Source organism: Ensifer sp. Root31, from assembly GCF_001424825.1.
GTDB lineage: Bacteria > Pseudomonadota > Alphaproteobacteria > Rhizobiales > Rhizobiaceae > Ensifer > Ensifer canadensis.
The window spans coordinates 415,944-433,803 of the sequence record NZ_LMCO01000001.1 but is presented as its reverse complement, the minus strand read 5'-3'; the positions used below and the strand labels follow the sequence as shown (position 1 = coordinate 433,803).

19 protein-coding genes and 1 tRNA gene are annotated in these 17,860 nt (G+C 62.7%); 10 read left to right on the top strand and 10 right to left on the bottom strand.

Annotation, left to right across the window (positions count from 1 at the left end; genetic code table 11):
- The first annotated feature begins 122 nt into the window (after nt 1-122).
- Nucleotides 123-455: a DUF6665 family protein gene (locus ASD00_RS02140; RefSeq protein WP_025425513.1), complete on the top strand. Its 333-nt coding sequence runs from the start codon at nt 123-125 to the stop codon at nt 453-455.
- On the opposite strand, the gene ASD00_RS02135 is transcribed toward ASD00_RS02140, so the two are convergent.
- Nucleotides 456-1,229 carry a hypothetical protein gene (locus ASD00_RS02135; protein ID WP_025425514.1) on the bottom strand — a complete coding sequence of 258 codons (774 nt, stop codon included), beginning with the start codon at nt 1,227-1,229 and terminating at the stop codon, nt 456-458.
- Between the two features lie 136 nt (nt 1,230-1,365).
- Nucleotides 1,366-1,851, bottom strand: a complete 486-nt coding sequence (locus tag ASD00_RS02130) for a BA14K family protein (protein WP_025425515.1) — start codon at nt 1,849-1,851, stop codon at nt 1,366-1,368.
- A gap of 218 nt (nt 1,852-2,069) precedes the next feature.
- On the opposite strand from ASD00_RS02130, the gene ASD00_RS02125 reads away from it, so the two are divergent.
- The 3 genes from ASD00_RS02125 (at nt 2,070) to ASD00_RS02115 (ending at nt 4,962) form a co-directional block, all read left to right on the top strand.
- Nucleotides 2,070-3,497: a phosphomannomutase gene (locus ASD00_RS02125; protein ID WP_057204347.1), complete on the top strand. Its 1,428-nt coding sequence runs from the start codon at nt 2,070-2,072 to the stop codon at nt 3,495-3,497.
- A gap of 78 nt (nt 3,498-3,575) precedes the next feature.
- A tRNA-Leu gene (locus tag ASD00_RS02120) sits at nt 3,576-3,662 on the top strand.
- A gap of 349 nt (nt 3,663-4,011) precedes the next feature.
- On the top strand, nt 4,012-4,962 hold the full coding sequence (locus ASD00_RS02115; protein WP_025425517.1) for an adenylate/guanylate cyclase domain-containing protein: 951 nt from the start codon (nt 4,012-4,014) through the stop codon (nt 4,960-4,962).
- Nucleotides 4,963-4,982: 20 nt separating this feature from the next.
- Here the strand turns inward: ASD00_RS02115 and ASD00_RS02110 are convergent, their stop codons facing one another.
- The 3 genes from ASD00_RS02110 to ASD00_RS02100 form a co-directional block, all read right to left on the bottom strand.
- Nucleotides 4,983-6,959 carry an adenylate/guanylate cyclase domain-containing protein gene (locus tag ASD00_RS02110; RefSeq protein WP_025425518.1) on the bottom strand — a complete coding sequence of 659 codons (1,977 nt, stop codon included), beginning with the start codon at nt 6,957-6,959 and terminating at the stop codon, nt 4,983-4,985.
- 144 nt (nt 6,960-7,103) lie between these two features.
- Entirely contained in the window at nt 7,104-8,135 is a 1,032-nt protein-coding gene (locus ASD00_RS02105) for a hydroxyacid dehydrogenase (RefSeq protein ID WP_025425519.1), read from the bottom strand.
- 99 nt (nt 8,136-8,234) lie between these two features.
- Nucleotides 8,235-8,546 (bottom strand): hypothetical protein, encoded by a 312-nt coding sequence (locus ASD00_RS02100; protein WP_025425520.1) that lies wholly within the window; start codon nt 8,544-8,546, stop codon nt 8,235-8,237.
- 111 nt (nt 8,547-8,657) lie between these two features.
- Between ASD00_RS02100 and ASD00_RS02095 the strand changes: the two genes are divergently transcribed.
- Nucleotides 8,658-9,284: a ribonuclease D gene (locus tag ASD00_RS02095; RefSeq protein ID WP_025425521.1), complete on the top strand. Its 627-nt coding sequence runs from the start codon at nt 8,658-8,660 to the stop codon at nt 9,282-9,284.
- 275 nt (nt 9,285-9,559) lie between these two features.
- Here ASD00_RS02095 and ASD00_RS02090 read toward each other — a convergent pair whose 3' ends face one another.
- Nucleotides 9,560-9,904 (bottom strand): VTT domain-containing protein, encoded by a 345-nt coding sequence (locus tag ASD00_RS02090; protein WP_025425522.1) that lies wholly within the window; start codon nt 9,902-9,904, stop codon nt 9,560-9,562.
- 83 nt (nt 9,905-9,987) lie between these two features.
- A complete protein-coding gene (locus tag ASD00_RS02085) occupies nt 9,988-10,269 on the bottom strand; it encodes a SelT/SelW/SelH family protein (protein WP_025425523.1) in 282 nt (93 codons plus the stop codon).
- Between the two features lie 302 nt (nt 10,270-10,571).
- Here ASD00_RS02085 and ASD00_RS02080 point away from each other — a divergent pair, with 302 nt between their 5' ends.
- Entirely contained in the window at nt 10,572-11,027 is a 456-nt protein-coding gene (locus ASD00_RS02080) for a DoxX family protein (protein WP_025425524.1), read from the top strand.
- An 81-nt stretch (nt 11,028-11,108) separates the two neighbouring features.
- Here the strand turns inward: ASD00_RS02080 and rnk are convergent, their stop codons facing one another.
- Nucleotides 11,109-11,516, bottom strand: coding sequence for a nucleoside diphosphate kinase regulator (gene rnk / locus ASD00_RS02075; RefSeq protein ID WP_038576621.1), 408 nt, complete (start codon nt 11,514-11,516; stop codon nt 11,109-11,111).
- Nucleotides 11,517-11,878: 362 nt separating this feature from the next.
- On the opposite strand from rnk, the gene ASD00_RS02070 reads away from it, so the two are divergent.
- Genes ASD00_RS02070 through ASD00_RS02055 form a run of 4 tightly spaced genes read left to right on the top strand, consistent with a single transcriptional unit; the run spans nt 11,879 to nt 14,208 of the window.
- A complete protein-coding gene (locus tag ASD00_RS02070; RefSeq protein ID WP_025425526.1) occupies nt 11,879-12,634 on the top strand; it encodes a type 1 glutamine amidotransferase in 756 nt (251 codons plus the stop codon).
- Nucleotides 12,634-13,113 (top strand): GFA family protein, encoded by a 480-nt coding sequence (locus tag ASD00_RS02065; protein ID WP_025425527.1) that lies wholly within the window; start codon nt 12,634-12,636, stop codon nt 13,111-13,113. Before ASD00_RS02070 ends, ASD00_RS02065 begins: the two co-directional genes overlap by 1 nt.
- A complete protein-coding gene (locus ASD00_RS02060) occupies nt 13,110-13,676 on the top strand; it encodes a sugar O-acetyltransferase (RefSeq protein ID WP_025425528.1) in 567 nt (188 codons plus the stop codon). The genes ASD00_RS02065 and ASD00_RS02060 overlap by 4 nt, the downstream gene beginning before the upstream one ends.
- A 31-nt stretch (nt 13,677-13,707) precedes the next feature.
- Nucleotides 13,708-14,208 carry a GNAT family N-acetyltransferase gene (locus ASD00_RS02055; RefSeq protein ID WP_025425529.1) on the top strand — a complete coding sequence of 167 codons (501 nt, stop codon included), beginning with the start codon at nt 13,708-13,710 and terminating at the stop codon, nt 14,206-14,208.
- 370 nt (nt 14,209-14,578) lie between these two features.
- Here the strand turns inward: ASD00_RS02055 and lepA are convergent, their stop codons facing one another.
- Together lepA and ASD00_RS02045 are read right to left on the bottom strand one after the other, a co-directional pair.
- Nucleotides 14,579-16,414 (bottom strand): translation elongation factor 4, encoded by a 1,836-nt coding sequence (lepA, locus tag ASD00_RS02050; protein WP_025425530.1) that lies wholly within the window; start codon nt 16,412-16,414, stop codon nt 14,579-14,581.
- 72 nt (nt 16,415-16,486) lie between these two features.
- A complete protein-coding gene (locus ASD00_RS02045) occupies nt 16,487-17,728 on the bottom strand; it encodes an MFS transporter (RefSeq protein ID WP_025425531.1) in 1,242 nt (413 codons plus the stop codon).
- Between the last annotated feature and the right edge of the window lie 132 nt (nt 17,729-17,860).

Genomic DNA, 17,860 nt, shown 5'->3' with positions numbered 1-17,860 from the left:
CGATTTAAGGATAAAAACATGCAGCAATTCAAAGTGCTACAGCGACCTTTGCGCGTCCAATAAGACGCGCGGCGCTGTAGTCAACGCGTGGCGCTATCCGTGTTGGAGCCATGGAGTTTCGGATGACCGTTCGCCCTCCAAGATCCCTGAACCCCTCCTATTCGGCTGCGGGTGCCCTCAGCGCTCTCGAATACGAATTGCTTTCGGAGCGTGCCGACGCGCTCGGGCGGCATGGCCTCAAGGTCGAAAAGGCGATCGCGGCATTGCAGGCGCTCGAGCGGAATGAAACGACGCCGGAGCTGCGCGAGCGGTTGCTCGACGATGCGGCTGACGCGGTCTGGGCGTTTTTTATCCAGCGCGAGATCTGCGGCCTGCGCGATAGCCGCGACGCTATCCGGCGCTATGGCATACCCAACCAGGTCATGGCCCGGCTGGGTATCGTCCGTCGGAAATGATCAGGCGGCGATAAACGTCTGGCTGGCGAGGCTGTAGCGACCGATCTCGTCGATCCGAACCGGCAGCGGGCGCTCGGCTTCGGCCTCGCGCGCGTCTTGCACGTCTTCCAGATTGTCCTTGGCCTGAAGCGCTTGTAACTCTTTCTGCTGCTCGGCGAGTGTCTCGGTGTCGGTGACGCGAGTCAGGTCACCAGTCAGGCTGTCCAGTTGCAGTTCGTCCAGCGACTTCGCCTCTGCAGCATCTGCAAGACGCTGTATCGCCTTCGTAGCGCCGTTGCTTTGGCCGGTGTTCGCAGACCCCTTGCTGTCGAGAGCCTCGTCCAGCTTCTTGCCCCGGCTGCCCTCGGGGTCCTTGATCGCCTCGATCAGTTCGTTCAGCGAGACATCGATATCCGTCAGCCCCAGCTTCTTTTCGATGTCACGAACGGTTGCCGGTGGCAGGTCCTCGACGATCTTTGACAGTGCGCTGCCAAAGGCGAAATCGGATTTGAAATCCTCTCGCTTCAGGTCGAAGAACTCGCCGACTTCCCGGATGAGCACCATCCGGTTGTTATTGGCATCGTTTCCTGCCTGATTGAAGAAATGATCGTTGATCTTGGTATTGGCTGCCTTCTGGGCGTCGTCCGACTTCACCTGGGCCTTCAGGATCTTGTCGTCCTTGGTGCCTTTCGCCTTTTCGTCCTCTTCCGCCTGGCGCTTCTCGATATCCTTCAGGATCGAGCCGACCAGGTTGGTCGTCGCGGTGGCGTTGGATTGCTGGGTCGGGAGCAGCATCATTTCATTCCGGCAAAGAGTTGCGAGCGTGATGAAACGGTATGATGGCGAGGTTAATTGCTGCTTAACCAGCCTTTCCAAGAAATTGGAGTTGGTAAAGCGGCGCAACGCCGGCGCTGCGCCGCTTGGGCGTGACCTATCGATAGGGCGAGTAGCAGGCGCGATAGACACCCTGATAGGTGAGGAACCGGTTGGTTGCCGGATTGTAGGAGCGGTAGCGCGAAAGGCACCAGCTCACATGCGCGTTGGTGCCGCCGCGAACATAGTTGTCGCGGTAGTAGTAGCGCTCGCGGTAGTAGCGGCGGGGATAATTGTTGTAGTAGCCTCCATAGCCCGGTCCGAAATAGAGGCTGAAGCCCGAGCCACCATAATACGGGCCGCCCCAGCCTCCGCCGTAGTAGCCGGGGCCCCAGCCACCGCCCCATCCGCCACGCCAGCCGTTGGGATACATAACGCCTCCGTATCGCCTGTACGGGTAATATTGGGCCTTTTGGACATCGCCTTGCGCCCTGATTTGAACGTCGTGGCCTGACAGCGGCATGGCCAGGGCAGGCCCGACCGAGGTCATCAGGGAGGCGGCGGCTAAGGCGCAACCGACAACGAAATTCCGAAATCCCGTCATGCTTTCCTCACTTTCCGAAAGGGTTGCTTTCCGGTTGTGTCCCTGCTTCACATTAGGTGTTTTTTTCTTGGTTTATTCATGGCGAAATGGTGCGGATCCGTTCGGCCGATGGCCGGATTTCCACGCCGTCTGCCGTTCGGTATAGAATGCACCGGCGCGTTTGCCATGTCACTGTTATTCTTGCCTATTGCCGTTCGTTGGCATTCACGGAGTATAAGATGCAATTGAAGTTCGGTACCAGCGGTCTGCGCGGCCTGTCCGAGGAGCTGAAAGGCGAGCCGTCTGCACGCTATGCGAAGGCCTTCGCGCGGCACCTGATCGCCTCCGAGCAGGCGAAGGCCGGGGATCCGATCCTGATCGCTCGCGACTTTCGCGATTCCAGTCCTGAAATTGCGGGGGTTTGCGCCGATGCGCTGAAGAGCGAAGGCTTTCGCGTGTTCGATTGCGGCACTGTTCCGACCCCGGCACTGGCGCTTTATGGCCTCGTCCACAAAGCTGCGGGCCTGATGATCACCGGCTCGCATATTCCCGCTGATCGCAACGGCATCAAATTCTACCGGCCCGACGGTGAGATCGACAAGAACGACGAACTGGCGATCAGTTCCATTGCCGACGCCATTGCCGGCGAGGCCGTGCCTTCGGCCGGCTCCGGTGAAGACCATGCGGCGTCGGCCGCAGATCTGTTCCTCCAGCGCAACAGGGACCTGTTGCCACCCGGTTCGCTTGGCGGCTTGCGCATCGGCGTCTATCAGCACAGCACGGTAGCCCGCGATCTGCTCGTCGAGTTGCTGACGCATCTCGGCGCCGAGACGGTCGCTCTCGGCCGATCCGAGGACTTCGTGCCTGTCGATACCGAGGCGGTTTCGCCTAAAACGCTCGCCAAGCTTACCGCCTGGGCGCCTGAACATCGCCTGGATGCGATCGTCTCGGCCGATGGCGACGGTGACCGGCCGCTGGTTGCCGATGAAAAGGGCGCGCCGCTTCGTGGCGACCTGTTGGGCCTCGTCGCCTGCGAGTTCCTCGGTGCCCAGATCGCCGTGACGCCGGTCACCTCCAATTCGGGTCTCGAACGAGCCGAAGGTCTGTCGGTCATCCGCACCCGGGTCGGTTCGCCCTATGTCATCGCCGGAATGGCGCAGGCAGTTGCGGAAGGCCGCACGAAGGTGGCCGGCTTCGAGGCCAATGGCGGCACGTTGACCGCGAGCGACTTCTCCGTCGGCAATGGTGTTCTCAAGGCTTTGCCCACCCGTGACAGCTTCCTGCCGATCCTCGCCGTGCTTGGGCGCGCCGCCGAAGCCCGGATGACCCTCTCGGCGCTGGCCGCGTCCTATCGTCTTCCGGTCGCGCTTAGCGACCGCCTCGAACACTTCCCGGTCGAAACCAGCAGCCGGCTGATGGCGTTTCTGCGCGGTGGGGCGGAGAACCTCGGCGGCTTCCTTGCCGCCATTGGCCGTCCGGCTGCCGTCAGCGACATCGATGGTCTGCGCGTTACCCTTGCCGATGGTCGAACGATTCATTTCCGCCCGTCCGGCAACGCACCGGAAATGCGCTGCTATGTCGAGGCCGAGACGACAGCAGAGGCGGAATCGCTGCTAGCTCAAGGACTTTCCACAATTCGATCCTGGGCAAAAGTGACGTCAAACTGACCTTTTTCGTGTTCTGACACGAAAACTTCAAAATGCCTGTTGACACTTCGGCTCGGGCCTTTTACATGCCGGTCCGTCGCCCAGATGGCGGAATTGGTAGACGCGCCAGCTTCAGGTGCTGGTACTCGAAAGGGTGTGGAGGTTCGAGTCCTCTTCTGGGCACCATTCCTTTAGCCAAACATTTGTTTTGGTTCGAAAAACCCCGGCTTGCCGGGGTTTTTTCGTTTCTGGCTTTTGGCCTGAACGGCGAGCGACCACCGCAAGTTTGCCTGATGAAAAATGCCCGATTTCCCGAGTTCGAAACCGCGCGGCGGAGCCACGTTCCTGCATAGGGTTTGTGTGCCTGCTAGCGCGCCGCGTGAGCCATTTCTGCAGCGTCTGGTGCATCTGCGCGGTACAGGGTCATTCAGCCAGTAAGGAAGCCGTTGTGGCGGCGCGTCTTGCGATCTGTGGTAGGCTCGCTACTATTCAATCACCCGCTGCGGCGGCGGATTTCGAGCGAGGATCATCCGCGATGGCTGACACGCGTCGCAAGCTGACGACCATCTTCTCCGCTGACGTCCAGGACTATACCCGCCTGATGCGGGCGGACGAGGAGGGTACGCTTGCTACTCTCAAGCGGTACCGGGATGCCATGACGCGCCTGATCGAGGCGCATGACGGCCGGGTCATCAACACCTGGGGGGATGGGCTGATCGCCGATTTCCCCAGTGTCGTCGAGGCGCTGCGCGCGGCGATCGACGCCCAGAACGAGCTGGCCGGTTACAACGCGAGAAGCAAGGACGATGCGCAGATGCTGTTTCGCATCGGCATCAACCTCGGAGATGTGATCACCGAGGACGACGACATCTATGGCGACGGCGTCAACGTTGCCGCTCGCCTGCAGGCGTCCGCCCCTGCCGGCGGCATCGTGATCTCCAACACCGTCTATGACCAGGTGCGCAACAAGATCGCCGTCGGCTTCGAGTTTCTGGGCCAGCTTGAGGTCAAGAACATCGACGGCGGCGTGCCGAGCTATGCCGTGCGCATCGGTGCGTCCGATGACAGCGGGGCGGCTGCGGACCGCCAAGCCGAATGGGGCCGGTCGGCCGAGCAATCCGGCCGATCCGCGACCGTACCGATCGAAGCCGCGGCTGAACCGACGGGCCTGACCGGAAAGCTTATGGGAACGTTGGCGGTCATCGGCGCCGGCCTCGCGGCGCTCAATCTGCTGACCTGGCGCGGCGTGTTCTGGGCCGCATGGCCCCTGCTGGCATTCGCGGTTCTCGCGGCCTTGCGATGGGTGCGGGCAAACAGGAAGATCGACCGGGTCATCGGCACGCTTGCTGTCGCCGGTCTGGCTCTCGTCGCAATCAACCTCCTGTCCTGGCGGGGCGTGTTCTGGGCGGTGTGGCCGTTGCTTGCGATCGCTATTGCTGCTGGCATCCGTTGGGTCATGCGCCAGAGAGATGGCGTCCGGCGTTGACGGCGCGCGCTGCAGGCGCCTCAGGATGATGTCGTCGGTGATTTCAAGGCTGCATCCTCGACGATCGGCCGCGCGCTCAGCACCTCATAGACATCGAGTGCCGTGGCGCGCCCCTTGGCTTGCGCCGATCCGAGCGGCCGGAAGGTGATCGCGTCGGATGCCTGGGCGACGACGGCGCCGCTCGCCATGATCGTCGTGCCGTAGTTCTTGTTCATGCCTTCGAGTCGCGAGGCGACGTTCACCGTGTCGCCCATGGCGGTATATTGCAGCCGTTCCTTCGCGCCGACGCTGCCGACAACGGCGGTGCCAGTGTGGATGCCGAAGCGCGTACGGAACTCCGGCAGGCCCTTCTTGCGCTGCGCTTCGTTGAACGCTTGCAACCGTTCCTCGACTGCCAGCGCGCAACGACAGGCATTCTCCGCATGGCGCTCGTCTGGCGCCGGCGCGTTCCACATGGCAAAGACGGAATCGCCGAGGAACTGGATGATCGTGCCGTCATGGGCATCGACGACCTCGCTGAAGATGTCGAAATATTCCGAAAGCATCGCCACCACTTCTTCCGGCGCGTGGCGTTCGCTCAAGGTGGTGAAATCGTAGATATCGGTGAAAAGTGCCGTGACCTCCTGACGCCAGGCCGCGCGGCCGCTGAACTGGCCGGATTCGATGCCCTTGCGCACCAGTTCCCTCGGCACGTAGAGCGCGAAGGTGAAGATCGCGTCGCGTGCCCGGTTCATCGCCCCGCCGAGCGTGGAGATCTCGCTGACATGCGACGACACGTCGATCGGCGTGGTGAAATCCAGGTCCTGCAGCCGGTTGGCGCTGGCGGTCAACTGGTTGAGCGATTTAGTGATCAGGTGTGCGAGCACCAGCGACGACAGGACGGCGAGCGCCACTACGGCGCCGGATATTGCAAGCCCCTGGATCAGTGCCTTGTTGGCGTCGGCCATGAGTTCGTCGAGCGGGGCGGCGACGACCGCCCGGTGTCCGGTCAGCAGCAGCTCCGATTCGAGCGGTGTCACCATGACCAGATAGGTCCGGTCCCCCACCTCGGCGAAACCGGCCTTTCCAGGCGGTGGCGGGTTGAGGCGGATGCTTTGCACCAGCGGATCGTTCTGCGGCGGGACGATCGGATCGTCCTTGTCCTTGGCCGACATGATGCGTTTCATCATCGTCCGGTCGGAGTGGATGATCGGTCGGCCGACCGCATCGAGGATGAAGGAGACGGATCCCTTCGTCAGCCGTTCGCGCGACAGGAAATCGGTGATGGTGTCGAGAACCACGTCGGCGCCGATGACGATCTTGGGATTGCCGCGGTGCGCCTGCGAGATCGTCATGCCGAGCGCGCCGGTCGTTGCCATCTCGTAAGGGCCGTTCGACACGGCAGCCGTGCCGTCGACGGCCGACTGGTACCAGGGCCGGGTTCGCGGATCGTAGCCCGACGGCGGTAACCGTCGCTCCGACGTCGGTTCGCCCGCCTCGTCCAGGAAGATGACGCGGTTGATCGATTTGCCGCTGGCGTCGCGCTCCATCGAGCGGACAGCCATGGAGGCGCCGCGTGGGGCATCGAGCGCCATGCGCCAGGCGATGTGCTTGAGATCGACCACCTGGAAAAACGCGCCGCTCGGGTAGCCGACATAGACGCCGTCGATATGCGGCGAGCGGCTGATGCCTTCGCGCAGCACGGCCGCCTTGTCGTTCATGCGCTCCGGCGGAGGCACGAGGAAGGAGTTGGCGACCGACGAGACGAGGCTGACAAGCGCCGAGGTGTCGCCGGACAGCACGCCGAGACGATCGACCAGGCGGCCGGCAAAGCCGCGCATGTTGGATTCGGCATCCGCAATCGCGGCGTTGCGTGAGCGGTGATAGTCAAGCCCGACAAGGATGCCGGATACGGCGATCAGCATGGCGACCATCACCAGGCTGAACAGCGAACGCAGCGAACTGTTCCAGCTGTCGCGTATCCTGGTTCCGAGAAAGCCGGACGTCTTGTTGGCCATTGCGTGTCTCTGATCTCGCGCCTGTCCTGGCGATGCTACGTGCTTTTCCCATAAAACACGTTAATCGGGGGCAATGCATTCCCGGCCGTCAGCGAAACGATGAAATCTCCGATGGCGAAGAGCTTATACCAAGCTGGGTCGATATCAGTTGACCGTCACCGGCTTGGAGCGCATCCGTGCGACCGTCTCGCGCTCAGCGCGTTTGCAGCGCATCGGCGGCAGGTCCCGGTCCATCAGGTCCATGTCTTCCAGCACCATGTCGCCCATCTTCTTGAAGGCGCTGTCGAGCGCGCCCGCGCGGTGCGCCGAGCGCAGGAAGCCGGGCAGGCGGCGCACCCTGTGGTCGAGCGGAAGTGGCTCCTGCGGGAAGACGTCGCTGGCGGCAACGATATGCCCGCTTTCGACGGCGGCCATTAGCGCATCGAAATCGACGACGCCGGCGCGGCTGAGCAGGATGAAGGCTGCCCCCGGCCGCATGCTGGCAAAGGCCCTCGCGCCGAGAAAACCCTCATTCTCGCTGGTGACCGATGCGACGACGAAGACGAAATCGCTTTCGGTCAGCACGGTTTCCAGCGATGCCGGTTCGACGCCGTTGTCACGGAGGATAGAGGCCGGCATCCAGGGATCGAAGACGCGGATCCTGGCGCGGAAGCCTGACAGCACCCGGTTGAGCGCCTTGCCCAGGTCTCCGAAGCCGATGATGCCGATGTCCGAGCCGGAGAGCAGTCGCGCCGAGCGATTGCCGTCGCCACCCCAAAGCTCCCGGCCCTCGCGAAAGGCGAGATCGGCGTCGACGATGCCGCGCGCGATGTTGAGGGCCATCGCAAGCCCCATTTCGGCGACCGGCTCGGCAAATACTTGGCCGGTCGTGACGACGTGGACACCGCGTTCGAACAGCACCTCATAAGGCATGTTGTTGATCAGGTTGCTCTCGACATTGAGAATGGCCCGCAGCTTCGGCAGGCGCGCCAAGGTATCGTGGTCGAGCGGCGGTTGGCCGATGATGTAGCGCGCTTGCGACAGCACCTCGTCGCCAAGGCCGGCGATCTCATCCGGATCGGTCTCAACGATGCGGTAGCGCTCGTGCAGTTGCTTCAAGGCGTCGGCTGTGAAGATCAGGTCGAGCGTGCGCGGCGCCGGCACGCTGATGGCGAGCGGTCTCGTGTCGTTGGGCATTGTTCCTCCTCGGTGGAGGCAGAACACCTCCACAGTTCCTTGCCCAATTTTCTAGGAAGTATTCATCGGCTTGCCAAGCCGAACCGGTGCAGGTTGGTATTAGTAGCCGAGCCCGCGCTTCTGCCGGTAGAGTGACGGTGGCAAATCGCTACCCTGGAACACCGGGCCATCGCCGCGGCGGCAGTTGTAGATCGTGTCGTAGCGCGGCCCGCCGCGCGAGCTCGATTCGAACGGATAGTCGCGATCGACAAGTGTCTGCTGGCAGACGACCTTGTCGCCGTTGTCGTTCAGGGGATCCATCGGGCGCACACCGGGCAGGTCCCTATAGTTCTGCGCCAGCGCCGGCACGACCGTGAAGCCAAGCACGAGCGATATGATCGAAAGAGCCGAGGCGGTGCGAGAGGAGGTCATCAATGCGAGCTTTCGAAGGGTGCACCCGCGGCGAGGTGCCATGACACGGTTTCGCCAGGGCCAAACTTGCGCTATAGGCGACACCACTTCCGTTTCATCTGGGGATTTTCGATGGCGAATGCAATACGGTTCCATGAAGGCGATATTTCCGCAGCCGATGCCGCCCGCTACCGGGGCGCGATTGCCGTCGACACGGAAACTCTTGGCCTTGTCCCCCGCCGCGACCGGCTCTGCGTCGTCCAGCTTTCGCCGGGCGACGGCACCGCCGACGTGATCCGTATTGCCGCCGGCCAGAAGGATGCGCCGAACCTCGTCGCCATGCTCGCCGACCCGGCCCGGCAGAAGATTTTCCACTACGGCCGTTTCGATATCGCCGTACTCTTCCACACTTTCGGCGTGACGACGACGCCGGTGTTCTGCACCAAGATCGCCTCGCGTCTGACGCGCACCTACACGGATCGCCACGGGTTGAAGGACAATCTGAAGGAAATGCTCGACGTCGATATTTCCAAGCAGCAGCAGTCCTCCGACTGGGCGGCCGAGACCCTGTCTCCGGCGCAGCTCGAATATGCCGCATCCGACGTGCTGCACCTGCATGCGCTGCGCGAAAAACTGACGGGGCGGCTCTTGCGCGATGGCCGCATGGACCATGCGGATGCCTGCTTCGCCTTCCTGCCGACCCGCTCCAAGCTCGATCTGCTCGGCTGGGACGAGACCGACATTTTCGCCCATAGCTGAACGGGTCATACCAACCTGCGCTGATATTGACCTCTCGCGCCGGAGCGATTTTGGTTTCCGGCAAAGAGACAATCGCAACCGGACCCAAGCGGCGCGGTGAGGAGTGTCGACGCTATCAGGATGCCAAAAGCGCCCGGCCCTTCGGGTGGGCCGTGTATCGGCCACCGGCAGCGTCGCAATCCTCGACCGATGCCAAAGCATCGTCCTGCGGTATGCTCCTTGCCGGATGACCGCACGGTCCCACGCAAGACGTCAATATCAGCGCAAGGTTGGTATCACGGCGTCAGCCAGAGCACGATGGCGTAACGCGCCGCCTTGCCGATCGCCACGAACACCAGGAACAGTGCAAAAGGCATGCGCAACAGCCCGGCGACGAGCGTCAGCGGATCGCCGACCACCGGCAGCCAGGATAAGAGCAGCACCGGCTGGCCATAGCTCGCAAACAGCGTCTCCGCCTTCTGCCGCGCCGCAGGCGAGATCGGGAACCAGCGCCTTCCCTCAAAGCGGATCAGGAACCGCCCAAGCACGAAATTGACGACGGCGCCAAGGACGTTGCCAGCTGTGGCCGCGACGAAAAGGGCGACACGGCCGGTTTCGCCATGAAGTGCGGCGGCGACGATCGCCGCCTCCGACATGCCGAACAGCAGTGTCGCGGAGAGGAAGGCTGCCGAGAAAACGCCAGCGAGAATGCCGAAATCCAGGATCAGCTCCTGTCGGTGTGGCCGAGATCGCGCTCCGGCTCGATGATGTCGCGGATGCGCTGCTTCAATTCTTTCGGTCCGGGAAAACCGCCGTCACGCTTGCGCTCCCAGATCAGTTCGTCATTGACGCGGATCTCGAAATTGCCGCCGGTGCCGGGGATCAGCGCCACTTCACCCAACGATTGGCCGAAGGTCTGCAGCAGCTCCTGTGCCATCCAGCCGGCGCGCAAAAGCCAGTTGCACTGCGTGCAATAAAGGATGGTGATCCGCGGCTTCTCGTCCATCTGGTGGTTCCCGGCTGGTTTGTGCGCGGCAACATACTGCATAACCCCGTAAAACCGGAACCGGTTAAATGAGAAAATTACACAGCAGGTTTCAGGCGTTACACCGTCCCTGGTGCGTCACGCCGACCGCTTGGCGCGGTAGCGGTCGATCTGGAAACAACCGGCGGTCACGCGCCTCTCACGCAATTGTCAACTGATTTAGTCATGTTTTTATCGGTCGCTCCCTTGCAAACGAAAAGACGCCCGGCGAGACATTGCTGCATTGCACATATTGTCGCAGCCACCTCCAAGAGGACCTACCCATGACTGATGCTACCGTCTCGACCTCCCGTCCCCGTGCAATCCTCCCGGCACTGGAAAAGATCTATCTGCCGCTTGATACCTTTGCCGAAACGCTGCTGCGCGTTCTGTGCGGCGTCCTGCTCGTAACCCACGGTTACGGCAAGATCATCAATCCCTTCGGGGCTGTCGGCATGGTCGAAAGCCTCGGCTTCTACCCCGGCGTCTTCTGGTCGCCGCTGCTGGCCGCCACAGAATTCTTCGGCGGCATCCTGATCGCGATCGGCCTTCTCACCCGTCCGGCCTCGGTTGCCGCGATGATCGTGCTGCTCGTCACTGTCTACTTCCATGGCGTTGTGCAGGACCAGGGCCTCGGTGGCGCCGAAAAGTCCATTCTCTGGGCAGCGATCCTGTTCTTCTTCGCCGTTCGCGGCGCCAACAGCCAGTCCGTCGACGCCAAGCTCGGCAAGCAGTTCTGATCGACCTTCGGGCAAGAGTTGATTGAAAAGCGGGGAGGGCGGTCTGACGACCGGCCTCCTCGACGCGTTTCGGGGGTGCGCTCAGGCCCGCTCGGCCGGTGTAACGTTGCGGATGGTCATCCGGTGGACCTTGCCGGAGCGGTCGTGCCAATCGATCGACTGGCCGACGGACAGGCCGATGAGTGCTGCGCCGATCGGCGTCAGCACCGAAATACGCCCAGCCTCGATATCGGCCTCGCCGGGATAGACGAGCGTCACCTGCTTGGCAAAACCATTGTCGGCGTCGAAGGCGACGGTGGATCCCATCTGGACGCTGTCGGCCGGCAGCTTGCCAGGGGTGGTCACCCGCGCCCGTTCGAGTTCGGACAGAAGCGCCTCGGCGACCTCGGGGATGCGGTCGAGAGCGGAGGAGGCAAGCGCCGTCAGACGCTTGTGGTCCTCGGCATTGATGATGATCGCGGGAAGTTTGTTACGGGCGGTGGTCGCCATGATGATAACCTGACGTTCTTGTCGACGGGCCATGGGCGCCGTCATTGCTGATTCTTTCTGGAAAAACGCGGCGCTCGGATCGTGGCATGGGAACGGAGGTTCTCATTTGCCGACGCGAAAGGCTCCCCTGACCCGGAGAGCGCAAGCATCCGGGCTGGGGTCAGGTTCCTGCGATCGGGCACACCCGGAAGCAGCGAAGGGAAGAAATCGCGAGCATCATGATATCAGGAAAGTCGGAAAGTTTGGCACGGAAGTCAAGGCCCGGCTGCGTTGGTCAATGAGCACCATGCCGGTTCTCTCCTCTTGAACCGGGGCGCATGTCGTGATCAATCTTCCGCCCATACGGCAAAGGGAAGGTGATGATGCGGGTACTGGTGGTGGAAAACATGGCGAAGACGGAGCTCGGCCAGGTCGGCACGGCGCTTCGCGAGGTCAAGGCCGAAATCGAGGTTCGCCGTGCCTATGCCGGCGACCCGGTGCCGACTGAACCCGATGGCTTCGATGCGCTGGTCGTGCTCGGCGGCGAGCAGAGTGCGCTCGACGACGAGGCTTTCCCCTATCTCCCGCAACTGGCAGCTCTGATGCGCCGTTTCGGCGACAGCGAGCGTTCCGTGCTCGGCATCTGCCTCGGCAGCCAGCTTTTGGCGCGTGCCTATGGTGCGAAGAACCTGTTGGGCGAAGCCAAAGAATTCGGCTGGCACGATGTGCGGGTGCGTGCCGAGGGGCAGAGCGATCCGGTGCTGGCAAGCGTCGGCGAAAGCTTTCCGATCTTCCAATGGCATGGCGATACCTTCACGCTGCCGGAAGGGGCGGTGCACCTTGCCGAAAACGATGTCACCCGGCATCAGGCGTTTCGCATCGGCCGTGCCGCCTATGGCACGCAATTCCACTTCGAGGCCGACACCGATCTCGTCGAGGATTGGAACCGCTCGTTCCCGCAGACGATCAATCGGCTCGACCCCAACTGGTTGGCAGAGTACCCTGCCCATGCCCGGCATCATGGCGAAAAGGCCAATGCCGCCGGTCTCGCTTTGGCGCGCGCCTGGGTCGCCACCATCAGGCGTGGCGATGCTATTGCCGCAGCGTCGGGCGACGAGGTGCTGGAGGAGGCCTGCTGATGGATAAAACCATTGCTGGCGGCTGCTTCTGCGGACGCATCCGCTATCGGCTGAAACGGCGGCCGATGTTCGTCAACTGCTGCCATTGCACCGATTGCCAGCGACAGGTCGGAAGCGCCTTCGTTGTCAATGGCGTTATCGAGCGTGAGAACATCGAGCTGACGGCAGGCGAACCCATCGTCGTGACGCTGCCGACCGAGAGTGGCCGGCCGCACGATGTCTATCGCTGCGGTGAATGCCAGACGGCGCTCTGGAGCGATTACGGCCGTCGCGGCTGGCTCGCCTTCCTGCGCATTGCAAGCCTCGATCGGCCTTCGGATTTCCCGCCGGATGCCCATATCTTCACGCGCTCGAAGGTCTCCTGGCTATCGCTTCAAGGCGGCGCCCCGGTCTTCGACATCTATTACGACATGGCGGCACTGTGGCCGGCGGAAAGCCTGGCGCGGCGTCAAGCGGCCGAGGCAAGGGCAAAACCGTGAGCGCCAGCGAGCGCGGCAAGATGGCGGCGGGCGATTGGTACTGCTGCCTCGACCCGGAACTCGAGCGGCTGCGTCAGCGCGCGCGTGACGCGGTGCACCAGCACAACACCATGGCACCCGATGCGCGTGGGTCGATGGCGCCGGCGCTTCGGGCGCTGTTCGCGAGCGTTGCCGATGATGTTCTCATCGAAGCGCCGTTTCATTGCTCCTATGGCATCAACATTTCGCTTGGCCCCCGCGTCTATCTCAATGCCGGCTGCACCATGCTGGACAGCGGCCGCATTTTGATCGGCGAAGGTTCGATGCTAGGCCCGGGCGTGCAGATCTATTGCGCCGAGCATCACAAGGACGTGCCGCTCAGGAGCCGTGGCATCGAGATCGCAAGGACGGTCGAGATCGGCAAGGACGTGTGGATCGGCGGCGGCGCCATCATTCTCGGTGGCGTGACGATCGGCGATGGCGCCATCGTCGGGGCCGGCTCCGTCGTCACGAGAGACGTGGCGGCGGGCGCGACGGTTGTCGGCAACCCGGCGCGGCCTCTGCCGCAATCCGGCAAGTTGTAGTTCAAAAGAGAGGTTTTTGATGGTCGACCAGATGACAACAATCAAGGTGCGTCCGACAACGCCTGCCGACGTGCCGGCGCTCTGCGCCTTCCTCAACGAGATCATCCGGATCGGCGGCACGACTGCCAATGAGACGCCGTTCACACTCGAAAGTTTTACCGCGCACTACCTCGCCGGCCCGGGCTTCGTCAGCTGCTTCGTTGCCGAAGATGTCGACGGCCGCCCTTGCGCGTTCCAGGCACTGGAACGCTACGACGGATTGCCGGAAGGCTGGGCCGATATCGGCACGTTCTCCCGCCCTGATGCCAAGGTGCGCGGCGCCGGCTCGGCGCTCTTTGCGGCCACGAGGGACAATGCCCGTGCGCTGGGCCTCACCGCGATCAACGCCACCATCCGCGCCGACAACACGGGCGGCCTTGCTTATTACGGCAAGATGGGTTTCGTCGATTACAAGGTGGACAAGGCGGTGCCGCTCAAGAGCGGCCTTCCGGTGGATCGCATCTCGAAGCGGTATCTGCTCACTGAGAGCTGAAGACGGCTGGTGGTCGGTGGTGGCCTCGGGTCAAGCCCGAGGATGACGGCGGTCGGGTGTGAGGCTGAACAGAAATCAGCTCTGCTTTGCAGCCTCCCCGTGGGCGACTGCCCCGAGATCCGTTGCTGGCCAGGACCACCTCCCACTGTCATCCTCGGGCTTGACCCGAGGATCCATGGACGAGCTCTGCCCCGCTGCCGGGCCATGCTGACATCGTCACGAACTGCAAAGAGGCGATCGTTATTTCGAGATTTTGCAGGTGGATCCTCGGCTCAAGTCCGAGGACGGAGACGCCGTCAGCGAACGTCTGCAAGCAAGGGCGTGGCGTCAGGCTCTCCCCTTCGCCACGCACGTCATTGGTGTCTGACGCTTATTCGTCGCCCATCTTGAGCGCGGCGATGAAGGCTTCCTGCGGGATCTCCACCTTGCCGAACTGGCGCATGCGCTTCTTGCCGGCCTTCTGTTTTTCCAGAAGCTTGCGCTTGCGGGTGGCGTCGCCGCCGTAGCACTTCGCCGTCACGTCCTTGCGGAGCGCCGAGATGGTCTCGCGGGCAATGACGTTGCCGCCGATCGCCGCCTGGATCGGGATCTTGAACATGTGCTTCGGGATCAGCTCCTTGAGCTTCTCGCACATTTCGCGACCGCGCTTTTCGGCCGCCATCCGGTGCACCATCATCGACAGCGCGTCGACCGGCTCGCCGTTGACGAGGATCGACATCTTCACAAGGTTGCCTTCCTTGTGGTCGGTGATCTGGTAGTCGAACGAGGCATAGCCCTTGGAGATCGACTTCAGGCGGTCGTAGAAGTCGAACACGACTTCGTTGAGCGGCAGGTCGTAGGTCAGCATCGCGCGGGTGCCGACATAGGTCAGCTCGATCTGAATGCCGCGCCGGTCCTGGCAGAGCTTCAGAATGCCGCCGAGATAGTCGTCGGGCGTCAGGATCGTCGCGCGGATCCACGGCTCGTGGATCTCGGCGATCTTGACGACGTCGGGCATGTCGGCCGGGTTGTGCAGCTCGCGCTCCGAACCGTCGGTCATGAACAGCTTGTAGACGACCGAAGGCGCCGTCGCGATCAGGTCGAGGTCGAACTCGCGCTCCAGGCGCTCCTGGATGATTTCAAGGTGCAGGAGCCCGAGGAAGCCGCAGCGGAAACCGAAGCCGAGCGCGGCCGACGATTCCATTTCGAACGAGAACGACGCGTCGTTGAGGCGCAGCTTGCCCATCGCCGAACGCAGGTCCTCGAAATCGGCGGCATCGACCGGGAACAGGCCGCAGAACACCACCGGCTGCGCCGGCTTGAAGCCCGGCAGGGCCTTGGCGGTCGGGCGCTTGTCCTCGGTGATGGTGTCGCCGACGCGGGTATCGGCCACTTCCTTGATCGAAGCGGTGATGAAACCGATCTCGCCCGGGCCGAGCGCGTCCATGGCCACCATCTTCGGCGTCAGCACGCCGACGCGTTCGATCGTGTACTTGGCGTCGGTGCCCATCATGCGGATGGTCATGCCCTTCTTCAGGGTGCCGTCGATGATACGCACGAGAACCATGACGCCGAGATAGGCGTCGTACCAGCTGTCGACCAGCAGCGCCTTCAGCGGTGCGGTATCGCCGCCCTCGCTCTTCGGCGCCGGCAGCTTGGTGACGATCGCTTCGAGAACATCGGGAATGCCGAGGCCCGTCTTGGCCGAGATCAGAACGGCTTCGGAGGCGTCGATGCCGATCACTTCCTCGATCTGTTCCTTGATCCGCTCCGGCTCGGCGGCGGGAAGGTCGATCTTGTTGAGCACGGTGACGAGCTCGTGATTGTTGTCGATCGCCTGGTAGACGTTGGCGAGCGTCTGGGCTTCCACCCCTTGGCTCGCATCGACGACCAGCAGCGAACCTTCGCAGGCCGACAGCGAACGCGAGACTTCATAGGCGAAGTCGACGTGGCCGGGCGTGTCGATGAGGTTCAGCACGTAGGTTTCGCCGTCATTGGCCTTGTAGTGCAGACGCACGGTCTGGGCCTTGATGGTGATGCCGCGCTCGCGCTCGATATCCATGCTGTCGAGCACCTGCTCGGACATTTCCCGCTCGGCAAGGCCGCCCGTCGACTGGATCAGTCGGTCGGCCAGCGTCGATTTGCCGTGGTCGATATGGGCCACGATCGAGAAGTTACGGATATGCGACAGGGGCGTCTTGGAAGATGTTGTGCTCATGGGCCGCATATAGCAGTGCCTTCAAGCCGCGCAAAGCGGGAAATGAAGGCTTCGTTCACTATAAATGAGGGGCTGCGGCGGCTATTCGGTTCTGGCATCCGCGTCGATCAGCGCGCCGGCATTCGGCACCTGCGCGCTCTTCAGTTCGAAGGTCTCGCGCTCGCCGGCGGGTACCTCGTCGCGTTTCCTGAGGCGTATCAGCACGAACAGCGCATAGAGCGCCGCAACGACCATCGCCGCATAGATGAAAGTACGCGGCCCGAACACCGGCGTCAGCAGCGTGACGAGCATCGGCACCAGGGTTGCCGCCGCCGACCAGGCGACCAGCATGGTGCTGGCGAGCGGCACGAAATCCGCCGGATCAGTGCGGTCGTTGGCATGTGCGTTGGCGATGGAATAGACGGTCTCGACCGCACCGGCGAACAGCGCGAAGACCACCATCAGCATGAGAAGATTGCTGAAGGTCGCCGAGAGCGCGAAGAAGCCGGCGGTAACGATCAGCAGGCAGGTGGCGATCAGCACCAGCCGGCGGTCGATCCGGTCTGATAGCGTGCCCATCGGATACTGGATGGCGATCAGCCCGAGCTGCATCACGAACATCAGGTTGGCAACGTCGCCCTGGCTCACCTGATTGGCGGCCGCATAGATCGGCGTGAAGCCCTGTACCACCATCGAAAGACCGCCAGCGGCAAGCACGCCGATGAAGGCGACAGGTGAGCTGCGCCAGACCATCGGGATATCGATGCTGACCTTGGCCGGCGCCGGCGGTGTGGGCAGGCGCGTCAGGCCGATCGGCAGGATGGCAAGTGCCGTGAAGAAGATGGTGATGAGCGGCGGCAGGTTACCGTCGACGGGGATCTGTCCGAACAGCCAGGCGCCGGTGCCAAGCCCGATCACGTAGGCCATGTAGAACATCGCCATCGCCCTGCCGCGCCAGTGGTTGTCGCTCGCATGATTGAGCCAGCTCTGACTGATGATGAAATTGGTGTTTCCGGCAGCACCGTAAAGGCCGCGGGCGAGCACCCAGAGGATCGGGTGCATGCCGAGACTGATCGTCAGCGCCGAAAGGATGACCAGCGCCATCGAGCAGGAAAACGCCCGGGCATGGCCGACGCGGCGGATCATCGGTCCGGCGATCACGCAGCCGACAAGTCCGCCGAAGGCAATCATGGTGACGGCGGCGCCCGGCACCCAGTCCGGCGCATCGGACCGGGTCAGCACGAAAGGCACATAGGCGAGCATCATGCCGTTGCCGATCGCCACAGCCGTCATCGACATGACGATGCTGGCAATCGACGTCAGCGAGGAGGGTTGCTTGTCCATGTCGTGCCGGTCCGTTTCATCAGCCGTGACGGCCTGTTTCGTGAGGTCGTGCTAAATTATTGAGCGGGAACGTTTTTTCGCTCAGGATGCCCGTTGCGGACCTTAGCCGAAAGCGCGTTGTCGCAATGTCGC

Excerpts from the sequence above, each read along its gene's own strand:
- ASD00_RS02140 (WP_025425513.1), top strand. The coding sequence starts at position 123 with ATGACCGTTCGCCCTCCAAGATCCCTGAACCCCTCCTATTCGGCTGCG.
- ASD00_RS02135 (WP_025425514.1), bottom strand. The coding sequence starts at position 1,229 with ATGCTGCTCCCGACCCAGCAATCCAACGCCACCGCGACGACCAACCTG.
- ASD00_RS02130 (WP_025425515.1), bottom strand. The coding sequence starts at position 1,851 with ATGACGGGATTTCGGAATTTCGTTGTCGGTTGCGCCTTAGCCGCCGCC.
- ASD00_RS02125 (WP_057204347.1), top strand. The coding sequence starts at position 2,070 with ATGCAATTGAAGTTCGGTACCAGCGGTCTGCGCGGCCTGTCCGAGGAG.
- ASD00_RS02115 (WP_025425517.1), top strand. The coding sequence starts at position 4,012 with ATGGCTGACACGCGTCGCAAGCTGACGACCATCTTCTCCGCTGACGTC.
- ASD00_RS02110 (WP_025425518.1), bottom strand. The coding sequence starts at position 6,959 with ATGGCCAACAAGACGTCCGGCTTTCTCGGAACCAGGATACGCGACAGC.
- ASD00_RS02105 (WP_025425519.1), bottom strand. The coding sequence starts at position 8,135 with ATGCCCAACGACACGAGACCGCTCGCCATCAGCGTGCCGGCGCCGCGC.
- ASD00_RS02100 (WP_025425520.1), bottom strand. The coding sequence starts at position 8,546 with ATGACCTCCTCTCGCACCGCCTCGGCTCTTTCGATCATATCGCTCGTG.
- ASD00_RS02095 (WP_025425521.1), top strand. The coding sequence starts at position 8,658 with ATGGCGAATGCAATACGGTTCCATGAAGGCGATATTTCCGCAGCCGAT.
- ASD00_RS02085 (WP_025425523.1), bottom strand. The coding sequence starts at position 10,269 with ATGGACGAGAAGCCGCGGATCACCATCCTTTATTGCACGCAGTGCAAC.
- ASD00_RS02080 (WP_025425524.1), top strand. The coding sequence starts at position 10,572 with ATGACTGATGCTACCGTCTCGACCTCCCGTCCCCGTGCAATCCTCCCG.
- rnk (WP_038576621.1), bottom strand. The coding sequence starts at position 11,516 with ATGGCGACCACCGCCCGTAACAAACTTCCCGCGATCATCATCAATGCC.
- ASD00_RS02070 (WP_025425526.1), top strand. The coding sequence starts at position 11,879 with ATGCGGGTACTGGTGGTGGAAAACATGGCGAAGACGGAGCTCGGCCAG.
- ASD00_RS02065 (WP_025425527.1), top strand. The coding sequence starts at position 12,634 with ATGGATAAAACCATTGCTGGCGGCTGCTTCTGCGGACGCATCCGCTAT.
- ASD00_RS02055 (WP_025425529.1), top strand. The coding sequence starts at position 13,708 with ATGACAACAATCAAGGTGCGTCCGACAACGCCTGCCGACGTGCCGGCG.
- lepA (WP_025425530.1), bottom strand. The coding sequence starts at position 16,414 with ATGCGGCCCATGAGCACAACATCTTCCAAGACGCCCCTGTCGCATATC.
- ASD00_RS02045 (WP_025425531.1), bottom strand. The coding sequence starts at position 17,728 with ATGGACAAGCAACCCTCCTCGCTGACGTCGATTGCCAGCATCGTCATG.